The 17,088-nt window shown below is 38.2% G+C and carries 19 protein-coding genes and 1 pseudogene; 16 read left to right on the top strand and 4 right to left on the bottom strand.

Annotated elements, in window-relative coordinates:
* The first annotated feature begins 99 nt into the window (after positions 1-99).
* The 3 genes and pseudogenes from MKY94_RS15825 to fetB all read left to right on the top strand — a co-directional run bounded on the left by MKY94_RS15825 (position 100) and on the right by fetB (position 2,090).
* Complete coding sequence (locus MKY94_RS15825; protein WP_342578693.1) at positions 100-645, top strand: GNAT family protein; 546 nt, start codon at positions 100-102, stop codon at positions 643-645.
* A complete protein-coding gene (locus tag MKY94_RS15820; protein WP_342577361.1) occupies positions 629-1,348 on the top strand; it encodes an ATP-binding cassette domain-containing protein in 720 nt (239 codons plus the stop codon). The genes MKY94_RS15825 and MKY94_RS15820 overlap by 17 nt, the downstream gene beginning before the upstream one ends.
* A pseudogene (gene fetB, locus MKY94_RS15815) lies at positions 1,345-2,090 on the top strand (iron export ABC transporter permease subunit FetB). Before MKY94_RS15820 ends, fetB begins: the two are co-directional and overlap by 4 nt.
* 170 nt (positions 2,091-2,260) lie before the next feature.
* On the opposite strand, the gene MKY94_RS15810 reads toward fetB, so the two are convergent.
* Both MKY94_RS15810 and MKY94_RS15805 read right to left on the bottom strand, forming a co-directional pair.
* On the bottom strand, positions 2,261-2,440 hold the full coding sequence (locus MKY94_RS15810; protein ID WP_342577360.1) for a hypothetical protein: 180 nt from the start codon (positions 2,438-2,440) through the stop codon (positions 2,261-2,263).
* A gap of 59 nt (positions 2,441-2,499) precedes the next feature.
* Positions 2,500-3,501 carry a S66 peptidase family protein gene (locus MKY94_RS15805; protein WP_342577359.1) on the bottom strand — a complete coding sequence of 334 codons (1,002 nt, stop codon included), beginning with the start codon at positions 3,499-3,501 and terminating at the stop codon, positions 2,500-2,502.
* Between the two features lie 143 nt (positions 3,502-3,644).
* Between MKY94_RS15805 and MKY94_RS15800 the strand changes: the two genes are divergently transcribed.
* The 8 genes from MKY94_RS15800 (at position 3,645) to MKY94_RS15765 (ending at position 11,253) form a co-directional block, all read left to right on the top strand.
* The gene (locus MKY94_RS15800; protein ID WP_144539103.1) at positions 3,645-4,148 is read left to right on the top strand and encodes a GNAT family N-acetyltransferase; all 504 of its coding nucleotides are present in this window, start codon (positions 3,645-3,647) and stop codon (positions 4,146-4,148) included.
* 184 nt (positions 4,149-4,332) lie between these two features.
* Positions 4,333-6,177: an SLC13 family permease gene (locus tag MKY94_RS15795; RefSeq protein ID WP_154310067.1), complete on the top strand. Its 1,845-nt coding sequence runs from the start codon at positions 4,333-4,335 to the stop codon at positions 6,175-6,177.
* A gap of 50 nt (positions 6,178-6,227) precedes the next feature.
* A complete protein-coding gene (locus MKY94_RS15790) occupies positions 6,228-6,710 on the top strand; it encodes an NUDIX hydrolase (protein ID WP_340844772.1) in 483 nt (160 codons plus the stop codon).
* Between the two features lie 263 nt (positions 6,711-6,973).
* Complete coding sequence (locus MKY94_RS15785; protein ID WP_340844771.1) at positions 6,974-7,615, top strand: class I SAM-dependent methyltransferase; 642 nt, start codon at positions 6,974-6,976, stop codon at positions 7,613-7,615.
* Positions 7,616-7,628: 13 nt separating this feature from the next.
* Complete coding sequence (locus tag MKY94_RS15780; protein WP_144539095.1) at positions 7,629-8,099, top strand: S-ribosylhomocysteine lyase; 471 nt, start codon at positions 7,629-7,631, stop codon at positions 8,097-8,099.
* A complete protein-coding gene (locus MKY94_RS15775) occupies positions 8,100-9,029 on the top strand; it encodes a cysteine synthase family protein (protein ID WP_144539093.1) in 930 nt (309 codons plus the stop codon).
* 3 nt (positions 9,030-9,032) lie between these two features.
* Positions 9,033-10,166: a bifunctional cystathionine gamma-lyase/homocysteine desulfhydrase gene (locus MKY94_RS15770; protein WP_154310072.1), complete on the top strand. Its 1,134-nt coding sequence runs from the start codon at positions 9,033-9,035 to the stop codon at positions 10,164-10,166.
* Between the two features lie 334 nt (positions 10,167-10,500).
* Entirely contained in the window at positions 10,501-11,253 is a 753-nt protein-coding gene (locus MKY94_RS15765) for an SDR family NAD(P)-dependent oxidoreductase (protein ID WP_342577356.1), read from the top strand.
* A gap of 374 nt (positions 11,254-11,627) precedes the next feature.
* Here MKY94_RS15765 and MKY94_RS15760 read toward each other — a convergent pair whose 3' ends face one another.
* Positions 11,628-11,879 carry a hypothetical protein gene (locus tag MKY94_RS15760; RefSeq protein ID WP_144539087.1) on the bottom strand — a complete coding sequence of 84 codons (252 nt, stop codon included), beginning with the start codon at positions 11,877-11,879 and terminating at the stop codon, positions 11,628-11,630.
* Between the two features lie 163 nt (positions 11,880-12,042).
* Between MKY94_RS15760 and MKY94_RS15755 the strand changes: the two genes are divergently transcribed.
* Positions 12,043-12,891: a DUF2268 domain-containing putative Zn-dependent protease gene (locus tag MKY94_RS15755; RefSeq protein WP_342577354.1), complete on the top strand. Its 849-nt coding sequence runs from the start codon at positions 12,043-12,045 to the stop codon at positions 12,889-12,891.
* A 7-nt stretch (positions 12,892-12,898) separates the two neighbouring features.
* Here the strand turns inward: MKY94_RS15755 and MKY94_RS15750 are convergent, their stop codons facing one another.
* Positions 12,899-13,603: a class I SAM-dependent methyltransferase gene (locus tag MKY94_RS15750; RefSeq protein WP_154310074.1), complete on the bottom strand. Its 705-nt coding sequence runs from the start codon at positions 13,601-13,603 to the stop codon at positions 12,899-12,901.
* Between the two features lie 130 nt (positions 13,604-13,733).
* On the opposite strand from MKY94_RS15750, the gene MKY94_RS15745 reads away from it, so the two are divergent.
* From MKY94_RS15745 to MKY94_RS15730, 4 genes are all read left to right on the top strand, one after another.
* Positions 13,734-14,279, top strand: a complete 546-nt coding sequence (locus tag MKY94_RS15745; RefSeq protein ID WP_151113062.1) for a GNAT family protein — start codon at positions 13,734-13,736, stop codon at positions 14,277-14,279.
* Between the two features lie 13 nt (positions 14,280-14,292).
* Positions 14,293-14,697: a hypothetical protein gene (locus MKY94_RS15740; RefSeq protein WP_342577352.1), complete on the top strand. Its 405-nt coding sequence runs from the start codon at positions 14,293-14,295 to the stop codon at positions 14,695-14,697.
* A 236-nt stretch (positions 14,698-14,933) separates the two neighbouring features.
* Positions 14,934-16,241: an aspartate aminotransferase family protein gene (locus MKY94_RS15735; RefSeq protein WP_144539077.1), complete on the top strand. Its 1,308-nt coding sequence runs from the start codon at positions 14,934-14,936 to the stop codon at positions 16,239-16,241.
* 22 nt (positions 16,242-16,263) lie between these two features.
* Positions 16,264-17,064 (top strand): transporter substrate-binding domain-containing protein, encoded by an 801-nt coding sequence (locus tag MKY94_RS15730; RefSeq protein WP_144539075.1) that lies wholly within the window; start codon positions 16,264-16,266, stop codon positions 17,062-17,064.
* Positions 17,065-17,088 lie beyond the last annotated feature (24 nt).

The following is a 17,088-nucleotide window of genomic DNA, read 5'->3' as shown; positions in this document are numbered from 1 at the left end:
CTTTTTTACAAATAACACTCTACCACAATAGAAACTATTTAGGAAATATTCTTTAAAAAGAATAGTGTGATAAAATTATATGCAAGTATGTTAGGGGGCATGAAAGTGCAAGAGATTATTATAAGACCTGTAAAAGAAGATGAATTATATCGTTTATGGGAATTGAGCCTAAAAGAGGATTATCCAGAATGGAAAAAATGGGATGCCCCCTTTGAGCCCTACACTTCCATGACATATGAACAATTTATCCAGAAAAAAGACTATTTCATGAACCAAGAGGATTTTTGGGGGATATATGTGAACGACGATTTAGTAGGTTCGCTTTGTTATTATTGGGAGCATGAGGCTTCCCTGTGGTTAGAGATGGGGATCCTCATTTATGATTCAATGTTCTGGAATTCAGGCATCGGAACCAAATCGCTTAAAATGTGGATTGATCATCTTTTTCACGAAATGCCCCTGATACGTGTTGGTTTTACAACATGGTCGGGCAATGAACGAATGGTCAAGGTTGGAGAAAAGTTAGGAATGACAATGGAAGCGCGCATGAGAAAGTGCCGTTTATATAATGGGGTCTATTATGATTCTATCCGTATGGGATTATTAAGAGAAGAATGGGAAGAACAAAATGAATCATTTACTTGAACTAAATAATGTAACTAAAAATTACTGGAAAACAGAAGGGGATAGTCATCGTCCATTTTTGTTTGAAAATATCACTACTATTATTACCTCTCCGCAACGGGTGGTTTTATTGGGTAAGTCAGGTCAGGGAAAAAGCACTCTGCTACGCACAATTGGTTTAATGGAAGAATTTGACCAAGGAGAAATAAAATATAAGGGTAATTCCTCCAAATCTCAGGATGCTCGTGAATGGAGAATGAACATCGCTTATGTGTCTCAGCATCCGGTTATGCTTCCAGGAACTATAGAGTATAACTTGAAAACAGTAAGTCGTTTACATGATAAACCCTTCGAAGAGAAATATGCAAATAGTTTAATGGTGAAGTTGGGGCTCCAGCATCTCAGCTGGGACAAGCAAGCGAAGGATTTATCAGGTGGGGAAAAGCAACGAGTGGCTCTTATCAGATCACTTCTGTTAAGACCAACTATTCTATTATTAGACGAAGTAACCGCTTCTCTTGACCAGCAGAGTAAGGAATACGTGGAGGGTCTACTTCTAAAGCTTCACAAGGAAGAAGCCATTTCATTTATTCTTGTCACGCATGATACCCAGCAGGCAAAGAGTATTGGTGAGCGGATATGGCTAATGGAGGATGGCAAGCTATCAATTGATACTGATGCTCGTTCATTTTTTGATGTTTCGATGGACGAGGTGTTCAAATGAGTTTTTTAGCGCTTAGTTTTACTCTTTTATTCGTGATTATTACGATGCTAGTTTCAGTTTGGCAAAAGCTTGATTTGGAGAAAGATATTGCAGTAGGAACGGTTCGTGCTGCAGTCCAATTATTAGCAGTCGGTTACGTCTTACAATTTGTGTTTCAGTCCGAGAATATATTTTTTATCATTTTAATAATATGTGTGATGATCGTAGTGGCAGCTTTGAATGCGGCAAAACGTGCTAAGGGAATGACTGGCGTTGTCTGGAGAATCATTTTGTCGATCGCGACAATGGAGATATTAATGATGGGGTTGCTACTCAGCCTACATATTATTGAGGCGACTCCTCAATATATCATTCCACTAAGTGGATGACCATCGGTAATGCAATGGTTGCTTGCGGGTTATTTTTAACTCAATTAAAACGGGAGACAGATACTTCAAAAGGAGAAATAGAAGCACTTCTTTCACTCGGAGCTACAAGCAGGCAAGCTATACAAGACGTGCTAAAGCGTTCAGTTAAATTCAGTATGATTCCAACTATTGATGCCATGAAAACAGTGGGGCTAGTCCAGCTCCCAGGGATGATGACAGGAATGATTATTGCCGGAGCAGACCCAGTTGAAGCAGTTCGCTATCAAATATTAATCATTTTCGTATTTACAAGCTCCTCTGCCATCACAAGCATGATGCTAAGTATGCTTTGCTACAAAAACTTATTCACGAAGGACTTACGCTTGAAGAGTTAATGTACTGGAAAATATAGAAGACATCGGGAAAAGTGAGTGAACTTTGTGAGTAAAACAGCATTAGTGCAAGGTTCGGCTCCGTCTCTGCAATGTTTCAATCGATCAGTGCAAGGTTCGGTCGCAACTCTGCAATGTTCTACTCCATCACCGCAAGGTTCTCTCAAGTCTACTTAATATTTCATGCTCTCTGCAACACTAAGCACCTTCTGCGCAACACTTGTCCACGTCACTGCAACACTTTCCGAGTTACACGCAACACTCCCAAAGTTTTTCACAACACTTACTTCCATCTCCGCAACAGTGTCATTTCCCGTAACACTACGTCCCATCCACATCCACGGTCTCCACATCTGTCCCTCCTAAAAGACAAACCCACACTAAAAGGGTGTAGCTCACGGGCTACACTCTTTTAGTTAATCCATTGTTCCATAATTGTTACTTCTTTGTTCGTAGCATCTAGCTTTACCTTGCGACCAATTGGCATCGTTAGCATCGGATGAGTATGACAGCAGTCGAAGTCTGCTAGGATAGGGATGTTTAGGTCGCCAATGGTTTCTAAGAGAATGTCGTATGGTTGTCTTGCCGTTTCGGAATCATCAAATAGCTCATGCTTCCCTAAAATAATGCCTCCGACTCGGTCGAAAACGCCATTGACCTTCAATAAATTGAAGTTTTTTTCTACTATGGAGGCTGATTTCATGGTGTCCTCAATCATTAGGATATCGCCTTCTTTAATGCTTGGCATATAGGGGCTTCCCCAGAATCCATACATCGCGTTCAGGTTGCCACCGATGAGTCTTCCTTCGGCAATTCCTTTATTTATGCAGATCCATTGGTTGTCTCGCTGCTCTTTTTCCTTTGTTTTATCCTCCCAATTGGCCATTTCGTCTGTCCAATACGGAGGAGTTGGAATAATGTACGGAGCTTGTTGCTGCTCGATTAGCATTTGAGAGAAGTAATCATATGTATAATCGACGAAAGGCTCAAATTCTCCAAAGGAAGGTACGAGTGCAGGTCCATAAAAGGTTGGTATTTCTGTCTTGGCATAGAGCGCTAGAAGGACGGCTGTTGCATCAGAATAACCGATTACTATTTTTGGATCCTTCTTAAATGCTTCATAGTCTATGTATGGAAGAATTGCATTCGAGTTCGTACCGCCAATAGTGGACATGATGCAACGGATTTCCGGATTTCGGATTAGCTCATTTAATTCCTCTGCACGATCCTTAATACTTCCTGATCGATAGTGGTCGTGCTTTCCGGTCAAGCTTCCTTCAACTATCTCAAAACCCTTTGAGCGAATAAAAGCCTTTGACCTTTCGAAACGCTTAGGTGAGGAATAAGTAATAGGCGACGAGGGAGAATAAATTCCAATTTTATCTCCTTTTTCTAATCTGTTTAATAATGTCATTTAACTTCCACTCCTTTATACATACTATAAAAGAAATATAGAACGCTAACTATAACTTTTTTAAAATTTAGACAAGTATTTACAATTATATTTGGAAAAGAGTATATTTAAATGAAAATGAAGAAAATGGATGTGAATGAATAATGTTACATATTAAAGAGGCTATATTAATAGAAAAGGACGGTTTTTATATTAGTACGGATAAGAGTTTATTAGATATAGACGTCATTTATAATTTTTTAACGAATGATTCCTACTGGCTCAAAGGAGTAACAAAAGTTTTGGTCGAGGCCTCCATTGAGAACTCAATTTTATGCTATGGAATTTATGAAGGAAATCCTACATCTGGAACAGCGAAACTGGTCGGATTTGCTCGAGTAGTTTCTGACTTGGTTAGACATTCATGGCTAGGGGATGTTTTTGTTCTACCTGATTACAGAGGGAGAGGGCTTAGTAAATGGCTAATGAGCATTATTGTGAACCATCCATATTTGAAGGGGACAAACTTCCATCTGGCAACTAAGGATGCGCATACCTTGTATGAACAATATGGATTTCAGCCATTAGAAAGCATAGAAAAGAGAATGGCTAGACCACATGATTGGGATGCCATTCATGCGGCCTATAACAGTGTAAATAAAGGTTAGTAGAGATGTGAAAACGCTGGTTAGTTGGTAAACAAATCATTTTGCTCTTTCCCATCATTATTATTTACTCCTTCTTTAAAGCTCTGATATTAATTTGTAACAACCTTTGATTTATTTGGGGGTTACTTCGTCCATACTTTTTATATAATAAGAGGAGACGAAAACAGAAGGAGCTCACTTAGATATGCAGTTAGCAATAACATTTAGTATATTGGCGATTAGTATCGTTTTATTTATAAGCAATCGAATTCGAGCAGATTTAGTGGCGCTACTGGCACTATTGGCATTTGTTATTACGGGTGTATTAGACCCTTCAGAGGCGCTTGCAGGGTTTTCTAACTCCGTTGTAATTATGATTGCAGGATTATTTGTCGTTGGAGCAGGAATTGTAAGAACGGGACTAGCCCAAAGCGCAGGTAATCTTTTACTCAAGTGGTCTGGAAAAAGTGAACAAAAATTATTTATTTTGCTGTTACTTATTACAGGAAGTGTTGGGGCTTTCATGAGTAATACAGGAACGGTTGCATTAATGCTACCAATTGTCATCAGTATTGCAATCAGCATCAATAGCAGTCCGTCCAAGTATTTAATACCACTTTCTTATATAAGTAGTTTATCGGGTTTGCTAACCTTAATAGCGACACCGGCGAACCTGATTGTTAGTCAAGTGCTTGTTGACAATGGCTATGAAAAGCTTGGTTTCTTTGAAATAACTCCAGTTGGTGTGATTGCTATTATTGTAGGTATCTTATACTTTGTTGTGGCAAGAAATTGGGTTCTACCAAGAGCAAGTAAGAAGGATGCAGTCAGAGATGGTCATAAGCTTTCACCTAAACAGCTAGCTGTCGATTATGAGCTTGGGGGCAATCTGCATCGCTTGAAGGTTCCTGAGCATTCTCTAATGATTGGAAAGAAATTAACGGATTTAAAGCTACCTGCGAAATATCATTTAGCTATTTTAAAGATTGATCGTAAATCGATGGAAGGGATGAATCTTTTGCCAATGACGTACCAAGAGATGGCAGGTCCTCTAAGTACGATTCAGGCGAAGGACGTTCTCTATATTCAAGGTTCTTTGACAAACACCGAGGATTTGGCAAAGGATTATTTGCTGGAAGTGGATGATGACGATTCGATGCCAGACTTGCTAGTTTCTAAGCAGCTTGGAATTGCAGAGGTATTATTGACTCCACATTCTAGTCTGATTAATGAAACAGTTGCAAGCATCGGCTTCCGTGAAAAATATAATCTAAATATATTGGGGATAAATCGTAAGGGTGACTATGTATTGAGTGAGATGGCAAACGTACGACTGCGATTTGGAGATGCCTTGCTTATTCAAGGAGCCTGGGAGGAAATTGAGCTTTTAGCCAAGGCAACAAATGACGTAGTAGTGGTAGGACAGCCAAAAGAACACGCAAGTATGGCAGCAGCAAGCGGAAAGGCACCTATTGCAGGAGCAATTATGGTGCTAATGATTGTATTGATGATTTCAGAAATATTCCCTGCCGTAATTTCTGTTTTAATAGGAGCAGTATTAATGGTCGTAACAGGATGCTTGCGTAATATGGATGATGCTTACGGGAAGATGAACTGGGAAAGTATTATTCTTATAGCAGCTATGCTACCTATGGCTACAGCTCTAGAAAATACAGGTGGTATGGTCATTCTGTCTAAAGGAATAATTGACCTCCTTGGTGGTTTAGGTGCATTGGGTGTATTGGCAGGTATTTATTTTATTACAATGGTATTTGGTCAGTTTATAAGTAACACAGCCACCGCCGTTCTTTTTGCTCCAATTGCAATGAATGCAGCACTTAGTATGGGTGCAAATCCTTATACTTTCTTAATAGCCATTGCTGTTTCATCTAGTATGGCGTTCGCAACACCTGTTGCGTCTCCGACTAATGCTTTAGTGATGACAGCCGGAGGTTATAAATTCTTCGATTTTGTAAAGGCAGGTATTCCTTTACAGTTAGTCATGTTCATCGTCATGATGATTTTTATTCCTATTTTCTTCCCACTGTAACATGGTAAAATACCCTTATATAGAAATTTTTTCAAATAGGGGGTATGAAGATGAATATGCCAACGCATATTTTAGCTGCAGGCGGAATTGTAGAAGATGAAAAAGGCAACATTCTTTTAGTGAAAACAGAGCATGGTGGATGGGTTTATCCAGGGGGGCAAATCGAAAACGGAGAAAATGTTATCGAAGGCTTAATCCGAGAGGTAAAAGAGGAAAGCGGTATAGATGTGAAAGTATTAACGCTATACGGTCTATATTCCAACACAGGAACCTACAAATGGCATGATGGGGTAACAGATGTTCCGACTAAAATCATGATGGATTTTGTTTGTAAGCCAATTGGTGGAAGTCTTTGTACCTCTGAAGAAACGTCTGAGGTAGCATGGGTGCCGAAGAATGAGGTACTAAGTATGATTACTGCAGATGCAATTCGGTTAAGATATCAAGCTTATCTAGAATTCGAAGGAAAAGTAATTTACAAGGAATATGTAACCAACCCAACCTTTGAATTAAAACTAAATAGATATATTTAATGATTAGCATATTTTTTTGAGTTGATGTTTGTTGAAATTGTTTTAAAACATCAGTCAGCGATAGCTAAAATAAATTTACATTTCTATAAAAATTCTAGAGCAAACCTTTATCTGGTTTGCTCTTTTTGTTTTTTTGTATAGAGAAGGGGTATAAAAATAGAAACATCTTCCTTTTATTCGTCTTCTGAATATGATATAAATAAAAGTGTTAAAACAAAGTAAACAACTTGGTTTAATATACTTATTAAAAGGGGTTTTAACGAATGGGTAGAGAATTTGTAGATATTTTTGATGGATGGGCAGATTCATACGAGGCTTCGGTGTCAGGAAAGGATCCTGAGTATCGTGATGTTTTTGAAGGCTATGACACTATTTTAAATGAAGTAGTCAATCGTGTTTCTGGGAATTCTGTCGTTGAATTTGGTACAGGAACTGGTAACTTGACAGCAAAGTTAGTTGAAAAAGACTTTTCTGTCATTGGCATCGAGCCGAACGAAAAAATGAGAGAGATGACAGCAGAACGTTTCCCAAAAAGAGAAATAATTGATGGTGACCTATTACAGTTTGAAATAGGGAAATCTCATGTGGATTCTATTGTCAGCTCTTTTGTATTTCATCACCTGACGGATGAAGAAAAAGGAATGGCTCTAAAGCTATATTCAGCGCTTCTGAAGGAAAATGGCAAGGTCGTGTTTGCGGATACCGCATTTATCACAGAGGAAGCAAAGCAGGACCAGATAAAAAAAGAAAGATCTAGAAATTTTCATAATGTAGCGGATGATTTAGAACGAGAATACTATACGACCATTCCAATTTTAACGAAATTATTTGAAGAAGCAGGATTTCAGGCACACTTCTCGAAGATGAATGATTATGTCTGGATCATGGACGCAACGAAAAAATAAGGAGCGAATAATGATGAAAAAAATGAACGTAGAAAGCTTTAACCTAGACCATACAAAAGTAGTCGCACCATTCGTACGCCTAGCAGGAAAAAAAGAAGGTATCAATGGAGATGAAATATACAAATATGATATCCGATTTAAACAACCAAACAAAGAGCATATGGAAATGCCGGGTTTGCACTCACTTGAGCATCTGATGGCTGAAAATATTCGCAATCATACGGAACAAGTGGTGGATTTAAGTCCAATGGGCTGTCAAACAGGATTTTACCTCTCTGTGATCAACCATGAGAATTACGATGAAATTTTAGAAATTCTTGAAAAAACATTAGAGGATGTTCTTCAGGCGACCGAGGTCCCAGCTTGTAATGAGGTACAGTGTGGATGGGCTGCAAGTCATAGCTTAGAAGGGGCAAAAGAAATTGCTTCTGAAATGCTAGCGAAAAAAGACGAATGGCGACAAATTTACAAAGAGGAAGCATAAATGAATATTTATCGAAATGTCCAGGAGTTAATAGGAAATACGCCACTAATAGAAATAACAAACATTTCAATTCCAAACAATTGTCGTATTTTTGCAAAATTAGAATACTTAAACCCTGGAGGAAGCATAAAGGATCGATTAGGTTTGTCTTTAATAGAGGATGCCGAGAAATCAGGTAGACTTGTGCCGGGTGGGACGATTGTTGAGCCTACAGCTGGAAATACAGGGATAGGACTTGCACTCGCTGCCATTGGAAAGGGATATAATGTTGTATTTGTCGTTCCAGAAAAATTCAGCCAAGAAAAGCAAACGCTGATGCGGGCGCTAGGTGCAGATGTCATCAATACGGATACATCATTGGGTATGCAAGGAGCCATTAATAAAGCTCAGGAGTTGGTAGAGAAAACAGCTAATGCATTTTCACCGTCGCAGTTTTCCAATCCAGCTAACCCGAACACTTATGTTCAAACTCTGGGCCCAGAGCTTTGGAGGGATTTAGAAGGTCAAATCGATGTGTTTGTGGCAGGTGCTGGTTCAGGAGGTACCTTTATGGGTACTTCCATCTTTTTAAAGCAACGGAATGAAAAAATAAAAACAGTAATTGTTGAGCCAGTTGGATCCATCTTGAATGGAGGAGAAGCTGGTTCTCATACAACGGAAGGTATCGGTATGGAATTTTTACCGAAGTTTATGGATTCATCCTACTTCAATGCAATTCATACTGTAAGTGATAAGAATGCCTTTTCCGAGTTACGTAGACTATCGAAGAAAGAGGGTTTACTGGTTGGAAGTTCCTCTGGCGCAGCATTCTATGCAGCCATTAAGGAAGCGGAGGTAGCTAAAGAAGGAAGCCATATCGTAACCATCTTCCCAGATTCTAGCGAACGATATTTGAGTCAGAAGGTATATGAATTATTCAAGGAGGAATAAAATATGCGCGCAAAAACAAAGCTTATTCATGCAGGGATCGTTGGAGATGAAGCAACAGGGGCAGTGTCTACACCGATTTACCAAGTAAGTACGTATAAGCAAGAGGCAGTAGGTAAATTTAAGGGATACGAATATTCACGTACTGGTAATCCGACTCGTCATGCATTAGAAGTCTTGATTAGTGATTTAGAGGGAGGGGCAGCAGGTTTTGCTTTTTCCTCAGGCATGGCAGCAACAAGCTCTATAATGATGCTCTTTAGCAAGGGAGACCATGTCATATTAACAGATGATGTTTATGGTGGGACTTTTCGAGTTATTTCTAAAGTATTGAACCGTTTTGGAATTGACGCAACATTCGTCGATACTGGAGACCTTGCCAATGTGGAGGCTGCTATTACAGATAATACAAAGGCTATTTTCTTAGAAACCCCAACAAATCCTTTGCTTAAGGTTACTGACATAGAGGCAGTCGCAAAATATGCAAAGGAGAAAGGGCTGTTAACTATTGTCGACAACACGTTCATGACACCTTATTTCCAACAACCAATTTCTCTTGGTGCCGATATTGTTGTGCATAGTGCTACAAAGTATTTAGGCGGTCATAGTGACGTAGTGGCTGGCCTAGCTGTAGTTAATTCTGAAGAGTTAGCTAACGAACTGCATTTTGTTCAAAACTCAGTTGGAGCAGTATTAGGTCCACAGGATTCATGGCTATTGATGCGTGGTATTAAAACATTAGGGCTACGCATGGAAGAGCACAATGAAAGTGCCCAGCGAATTGCAGAATTTTTAAGTGAGCATGAGGCGGTTGGGAAAGTATTTTATCCTGGACTCTCTACCCATTCAGGGCATGAACTAATGAAAAAACAAACTACTGGCTTTGGAGGAATGATTTCCTTTGATGTCGGAAGTGCTGAAAAGGCAGATGAACTTTTAGCGAAGCTTCAATACTTTACACTGGCCGAAAGTTTAGGAGCAGTTGAGAGTTTAATCTCTGTGCCTGCTCGTATGACTCACGCATCAATACCGAGTGACCGCAGAGCAGAATTGGGCATTACCGATGGGTTAGTTCGTATTTCTGTAGGCATCGAGGATGTAGAGGATTTAATTGAGGACTTAGAGCAAGCATTAGCTTAAGTAAATAAAAAAACACACCACCTTTGTTATGAACTGCCCCGTAAAAGTTAGACACTAATCTAATTTTTACGGGGTTTTTTTATAGCACTTTGCCAAGAAATTAATTAAATTATAATTTTAGAAAATATTGCATATATAATTGTTCTCTTCTTAATTGTTCGTATGTCTTCATAAAAATAGGTGTTATGAAATTAACTCAAGTATGATGAAGGAATTTTATATCATAATAATACGAGAGACTTTATAGTTTCCCTACTATATTGAAATAATGTTTTATGAGTTTAGTTTAGGGAATTTAATAAGTGAAAGCTAACGTAAGAAGGGAGTTATGTATATGAGTACAAGTAAGACAGCAATCATTACAGGTGGCGGTGGCGGGCTGGGTCGAGCAACAGCCTTAAAACTTGCAGAGTCAGGCGTCAATATTAGCATTATTGATGTGTCAGAGGAGCAAGGGAACGAAACTGTTCGTTTGATTGAAGAAAAAGGAGCTAAGGGCATCTTTATCAAGGCAGATGTTACTAATGCTGAAGAGGTTAAGCAGTACGTAGACAAAACAGTGAGCACCTTTGGCTCGGTAGATATGTTCTTTAATAATGCAGGAATCTCAGGGCCAGGTAAAAAATTCTTGGACAATTCGATTGAGCAAATTGATCTTGTTTTGGATATTAACTTAAGAGGTGCCTTATACGGCCTATATTACGTACTACCGGAAATGATTAAAAATGGGGGAGGTAGCATAGTTAATACTTCCTCTACGGCTGGATTGGTAGGACAGGAAAGTGTAGTAAGTTATTCAGCAACAAAGCATGGTATAGTCGGTGTTACCAAATCTTTAGCAGCCGAATATGCAAATCAGGGAATTCAAATTAACGCAGTAGCTCCAGGATCTACTGAAACCCCTATGGTTAAACAATATAGAGAAATGAATCCAGATGTATTTAAGGCAGTTTCCGCTACAATTCCACAACGTCGTTTAGGACAACCAGAGGAAGTTGCTGAATTGGTTTCCTTTTTATTGATGAGCGAGGCTAAATACATTAATGGTGCTGTCGTACCAATTGATGGAGGATTTACTGCTATCTAGGTAACTTATTTGGACAATTGCATACTATAACATTAAGGCATACCGCTTATGTGGTATGCTTTTTAAATTCAAGAACATCTGTATCTTAAACGCCTTAAGATCAGCAACATCACTGTTCGGCAAACAGGAAGACATACTAATTAAGAGTATTCGAGTCAACAGCACTTTACCGGTAAAGCACTAACATTTATTAATATGTAATTGTAGTGGCAGGCATCAAATCCATCGGTATAAATCCGCGCGTAGAAAGCATTTATCACAAGAGAATCTGAATTTTCTTTTACATGCAACGGGCATTTAATACAATTTAATCTAAAATGAAAAAGGAATAGGTCCTAGCCCATTCCCTTTTTTAGAAGTATAAAAAAGAAGTATTACCAGAAAAAAGCCCCAGCTAAAGCAATTCCAGTAATTGCACCTAATGCAATACCGTAACCAAATCCTGGTCCGAATCCCCAGCCCCAACCTAAACCATATCCTCCAAAGTTATTGTTAGGCCGAATCCATACCATATCCCGATCAACCTTTGTAATTTGTCCTACATGTGTTCTACCTTGGTTGTCCGTAATTCTTACTCTTTTTCCATGGTATCTACAGCATAAATCATATGTTTGTGATTGATTCATTTTTTGTCCCCCTCTCTCAAAAAATTACATACAAGTATGTTCTATAACATATGCCGTATGGAAGTTTTCACAGTAGACAATCGTCTATGAATACTAGGCTTAATAGTTTTAAGATTTATACAAAACCTGAAATGATAATAGGAAATGAGAAAGGAATGATAGGTTGGCTGTTATCAAAACTTCTAGTTGGTTATATGAATTTATTGAATCCTGCGAAAAAGAAGAGAGGAAAGATGTCTATCAGCTTCAGGGTGAATTTCTATGTGAGCCGCTGATGGATATTTTTCCTAAGACAAATAGAGAAGCAATTCATTATGAACTTCTACGATTTGGATTATTTGAACCAAACGAATGGCAGGAAGTGAAAAGCATTGTAGAAAAAATGGAGGAAAGGAAAGTATGGGAGCTAGTAAATAATGAATATAAGCAGTTAAGAAAACTGTGGAATGGTCCCAAGGTGCCGATTTATATCTTCCCTATTAAAACAAGAGGCACAGGCCAGGCAAGAGAGCCCTTACCAGTTAAAAATGGCGTGGCATATAAAAAGGCATTGTTTTTATTTGTGTCTAAAGATCTTTCTGATGAGGAAATCAAAGCTTCCCTGGTACATGAATATAATCATGTTTGCAGGCTCCAATTTTTGAACCTTTCTCCTTTAAAAACAACCTTGGAGGATTCTCTCATAATTGAAGGTCTGGGGGAATATGCAGTAAAAGAGGTTTGTGGAGCAAAAAGGTTAGCCCCATGGATTGAACTCTATTCACACGATGAAGCACTAGAAATATGGAAAAAGCATTTTATTCCCTCTTTAAAAGTAAGGGATATAAAAAATCATCAGATCTTTCTATTTGGCCAACCTAGAAGTCCCTTTCCAAAATGGATAGGGTATCATATTGGCTTTCATTTAGTGGACTCCTTTGTAAAAAAACAGGGGCCATTCCCAAACGGGGAACTATACCGGAAAACAGCAAAGGAAATTATTGCAGGATCTAGTTTTTCAATTAAAGGTTAATAGATATCTATAGACGACATCTAAAAATCCGGTAGCCTACTACGTCACTATATTCATTTAGAAATTGGTTATGCTCATCCCAAAGATCATAAAGTGACATATCTATTTCGCTGGATGGATTTATGTCGTCGATGTCTATTTGTTCCATATTGACTGGAGGCTCAAGCATTTCAATATGCTGAAATCCTGCCTTTTGCAAACAATCTTTCCACTCTTCCTCACTAAATAGCTGTTGAACGCCATAGAGCTCCTTCACTTTCTCCTTTACTTGCTCCGAAAGATTGGAGGTGCCAGTCATTTCAATCAATAGTAGCCTGCCATCCTTTTTTAGCATTCGAGCTATTTCACTTAAGGTATTGCCTATGTTAGTAAATACAAGGACTGATTCGGAAATAATGACATCATAAGAATTCTCTTCTAAATTTAAGTGTTCGATATCCCCTTCGATTAAATGAATGGTACCCTCCAGTAAATCCAAACGCTCCCGAGCTTTTTTTATCATAAGTGGATGGTTATCAACAGCTGTTACACTGCAACCATACTTAGTAGACAAAAAAGCAGAGGTTTTTCCTGTTCCACAACCAATATCTAAAACAGACTCAGACGCTTGAATTTTCTCTTTTCTTAAAAGAAATTGTGTTAATCCAAACCCACCTGGATGAGCACTTCCAATTCCAAAATATGATAGTAAATCTAGGTATTTGTTTGACATGAAGCAACCTCCCGTTTTCATTATAAATAGCATATGCGTCAAATAACTAATTAGCTAGGTAGATTAAAGGGAAAATAACGTATAAAGGAGAATAACATAAGAAAGTAAATAGAAATAGGAGATTCCTCAAATGGAGAATGGACTAGAAAACAACACCATATACTTAACTGAAATGACAGATGGCTTTCTCATGGATATTCATGGTTATGCATCTAACGAAGAGGTTTGCAAATACCAGCCTTGGGGACCAAATAGTATCGAAGACACTAAAACTTACTTGAAGGAAGTCTTAGCTGACGTTATGAAAGATAAAAGAACTAGGTATGTGTTTGCTGTTGTAGAAAAGACAAGTAATAAGATGATTGGAGCTGGAGAACTATTTCATGTAGATTACGCCAATAAGAATGGAGAAATGGGCTATATAATACATCCAAACTTTTGGGGTAACGGTATAGCTACACAGGTTGCGCATTTACTACTTGATTTTGGATTTAAAGAGCTGAAGCTAAACCGTATTTCTGCTACTTGTGATGTCCGAAATATTGCATCAGAAAAGGTTTTAAAGAAAGTAGGTATGATACAGGAAGGATTATTAAGAGAAAATATTTTATTGAAGGACGGCTGGAGAGACTCTTTTCTCTATAGCAGTTTGAGCCGGGATAGGATGACAAAATAATAGGGGGGATTTGATGGCAGATGTTTTTCAAACGTCCGTAGAACAGTTCACACAAGTGCATGATGACTTTATTCAAGCATGGAATGTAGCAATGTCTACCGGTAAAACTGAAGGTCTTGAAATTATGACTCAAAATTACTATGTTACTTTTTTTAATGGTCATGTTGAAAGGCCAGAGTTCTTTGACCGTCCAGAAGCTGTACAGGGGATGAGGGAGACAGTGGAAGCCTTACAGGGCGCCAAAAAAAGATTTGAACATCGAATTATTAGACAGCGTGATGCAGGTAGGTTCGTAGTATTTTATGAGATGATTATTGAAAAGAACGGACAAGAGTTAACTCGTTTTTTTACGTTAGAGGATTGGGAAGAGATAAAGGGACGTTGGTTGTTGACACGAGAAATTACGGAGCATATTTGAGGTAAGCACTCTCTTCAGTAAGAAGAGAGTGTACTCTTGAAAATACTAATTATTTTTAATTTGAAAATTCGACATATTTAAACTTTTATTTTGCATAAATTTACTATTGTATAATTATACATAAAGGCATATATTATATAAATATTAGAAAAATCCATTAGCTAATAAATATTTAAATATATATTCTATGATTCTATCTGGAAAATGATAGTAGAAGAAAAGCGAAGGTGAGCAATATGAGTAATTGGTTGAATTTATATGATAATATGGAAGACTTTCTGGCACCTAGTATGGCAAAGGACCATCCTAATATCCCAATAGTCAAGGAAGAAGGCTGTTATTATTTTGGTGCAGACGGTAAAAAATATTTAGATTTTACTTCAGGTATAGCCGTAACGAATACTGGGCATCGTCATCCTAAAATCGTTCAAAGCATCAAGGATGCTGCCGATCAATTAGTACATGGTCCGTCAGGTGTCATCATGTATGAATCCATTCTCCAGCTTTCCAAAAATCTTGGTGAAGTGTTGCCTGGAGATTTAGATTGTTTCTTTTTTGCAAATAGCGGAACCGAAGCTATTGAAGGGGCTTTAAAGCTAGCGAAGTTTGTCACTGAAAGACCTTATGTGGTTTCGTTTACAGGCTGTTTTCATGGACGTTCACTTGGTGCATTAAGCGTTACAACATCCAAAAGCAAGTATCGGAAATTTTTACAGCCATCGCATTTATCCTACCAAATTCCTTATGCAGACGCGAAGAGCTGTCCAGAGGGTATGGACCCGGAAGTATACTGTGTAGAGCAGTTAGAAAAAGATTTCAAGCGGCTCTTTAAGCATCAGGTAACTCCTGAAGAGGTTGCATGCGTTATTTTAGAACCAGTTCTAGGCGAGGGCGGCTACATTATCCCTCCTAAATCTTGGGTAAAGAGAATCCGAGAGATATGTGATGAACATGGAATACTATTAATATTTGATGAAGTTCAAACTGGATTTGGTCGAACTGGTGAATGGTTTGCTTCCCAATATTTTGGAGTAACTCCCGATATCATGGCCATCGCTAAAGGAATCGCCTCTGGGCTGCCACTTAGTGCAACTGTTGCTTCTAAAGAGTTAATGAAGAAATGGCCAATTGGTATGCATGGAACTACTTTCGGTGGAAATCCGATAGCGTGTTCTGTGGCATTGACCACATTAGAAATTTTTCACGAGGAAAACTTAGTTGAAAACTCTAAAGTGGTAGGGGCGTATGCAACGAAGAAATTAAATGAGCTAAAAGCAAAATACGCGATAATTAGTGATGTTCGCTCTGTCGGCTTAATGATCGGAATTGAAATCTCCAACCTTGAAACAGGAGAGCCAGATGGACAGGCAGTCATGAAAATTCTCGATTACGCATTAGAGGAAGGCGTGCTCTTCTATCTCTGTGGAAACGTGGGCGAAGTTATTCGTATGATTCCTCCATTAACAGTAACAAAGGAACAAATTGATGATGGATTAAAAATGCTTGAAAAAGCAATTATTCGATATACAAATGAAACAAAATAAAATAGAAAAAGGAGTAACAATCATGAAAAATAAATTACTTTTAGTTATATTAGCAATGATTATAGCAATTCTAGCAGCATGTGGAACAAAAGAGGATACGGCGAAAGATTCTGGTAATGCATCATCTCCTTCAGAAGAAAAACAAGTTTTAAAAATGGGTACTTCAGCTGATTATCCACCATTTGAATATGTGGACACTGCAAAAGGTGAAGAAATTATCGGTTTTGATATTGATCTAGCAAATTTAATCGGGGAAAAACTAGGATATGAGATTGAAGTGGAAAACATCGATTTTAACGGATTAATCCCAGCGATTCAAGCAGGTAAATTAGATTTCGTATTATCAGGAATGACACCAACAGAGGAACGCGACAAAGTAGTTGACTTCTCTGTTCCTTATAACGAAACAGTGCAAATGGTCGTAACTAAAAAAGATAGTGGCATTAAATCAGTGGAAGATTTAGCTGGTAAAACAGTTGGTGTTCAAATTTCATCTATTCAAGAAGAGCTAGCGAATGAAGTAGCGCAAACAGTAGATATGAAAGTGGAGAGCCGCAACTTAATACCAGAGGTTATTCAAGAATTAATGACAAAGCGTTTCGATGGTGCAATCATTGAAGATATTGTTGCAGAAAACTATGTAAAGCGTAATGATGACCTTACATTCTTCCCAGTAGTAGTAGATGAAATCGATTATAAGGCAGCTGTATTTCCAGAAGGCAGTGAACTTAAAGAGAAATTTGATAATGCTATCAATGAGCTAATTGAAGAAGGAAAAATTGATGAGCTTAGAGAAAAATGGTTTGTAGTAGAAGCAGAATAATTTAGCATAAAAAATATAATAGTT

The organism is Psychrobacillus sp. FSL K6-2843 (assembly GCF_038626375.1).
Taxonomy (GTDB): domain Bacteria; phylum Bacillota; class Bacilli; order Bacillales_A; family Planococcaceae; genus Psychrobacillus; species Psychrobacillus faecigallinarum.
Note: the sequence above shows the minus strand (reverse complement) of the source record. Positions and strands in the feature narration are given on the sequence as shown.

Bases quoted from the DNA above. Each gene is read 5' to 3' on its own strand.
- MKY94_RS15780 (WP_144539095.1), top strand. From the start codon at position 7,629: ATGAAAAAAATGAACGTAGAAAGCTTTAACCTAGACCATACAAAAGTA.
- MKY94_RS15760 (WP_144539087.1), bottom strand. From the start codon at position 11,879: ATGAATCAATCACAAACATATGATTTATGCTGTAGATACCATGGAAAA.
- MKY94_RS15730 (WP_144539075.1), top strand. From the start codon at position 16,264: ATGAAAAATAAATTACTTTTAGTTATATTAGCAATGATTATAGCAATT.
- MKY94_RS15770 (WP_154310072.1), top strand. From the start codon at position 9,033: ATGCGCGCAAAAACAAAGCTTATTCATGCAGGGATCGTTGGAGATGAA.
- MKY94_RS15825 (WP_342578693.1), top strand. From the start codon at position 100: ATGAAAGTGCAAGAGATTATTATAAGACCTGTAAAAGAAGATGAATTA.
- MKY94_RS15805 (WP_342577359.1), bottom strand. From the start codon at position 3,501: ATGACATTATTAAACAGATTAGAAAAAGGAGATAAAATTGGAATTTAT.
- MKY94_RS15800 (WP_144539103.1), top strand. From the start codon at position 3,645: ATGTTACATATTAAAGAGGCTATATTAATAGAAAAGGACGGTTTTTAT.
- MKY94_RS15775 (WP_144539093.1), top strand. From the start codon at position 8,100: ATGAATATTTATCGAAATGTCCAGGAGTTAATAGGAAATACGCCACTA.
- MKY94_RS15785 (WP_340844771.1), top strand. From the start codon at position 6,974: ATGGGTAGAGAATTTGTAGATATTTTTGATGGATGGGCAGATTCATAC.
- MKY94_RS15740 (WP_342577352.1), top strand. From the start codon at position 14,293: ATGGCAGATGTTTTTCAAACGTCCGTAGAACAGTTCACACAAGTGCAT.
- MKY94_RS15820 (WP_342577361.1), top strand. From the start codon at position 629: ATGAATCATTTACTTGAACTAAATAATGTAACTAAAAATTACTGGAAA.
- MKY94_RS15765 (WP_342577356.1), top strand. From the start codon at position 10,501: ATGAGTACAAGTAAGACAGCAATCATTACAGGTGGCGGTGGCGGGCTG.
- MKY94_RS15795 (WP_154310067.1), top strand. From the start codon at position 4,333: ATGCAGTTAGCAATAACATTTAGTATATTGGCGATTAGTATCGTTTTA.
- MKY94_RS15750 (WP_154310074.1), bottom strand. From the start codon at position 13,603: ATGTCAAACAAATACCTAGATTTACTATCATATTTTGGAATTGGAAGT.
- MKY94_RS15810 (WP_342577360.1), bottom strand. From the start codon at position 2,440: ATGTGGAGACCGTGGATGTGGATGGGACGTAGTGTTACGGGAAATGAC.
- MKY94_RS15735 (WP_144539077.1), top strand. From the start codon at position 14,934: ATGAGTAATTGGTTGAATTTATATGATAATATGGAAGACTTTCTGGCA.
- MKY94_RS15745 (WP_151113062.1), top strand. From the start codon at position 13,734: ATGGAGAATGGACTAGAAAACAACACCATATACTTAACTGAAATGACA.
- MKY94_RS15790 (WP_340844772.1), top strand. From the start codon at position 6,228: ATGAATATGCCAACGCATATTTTAGCTGCAGGCGGAATTGTAGAAGAT.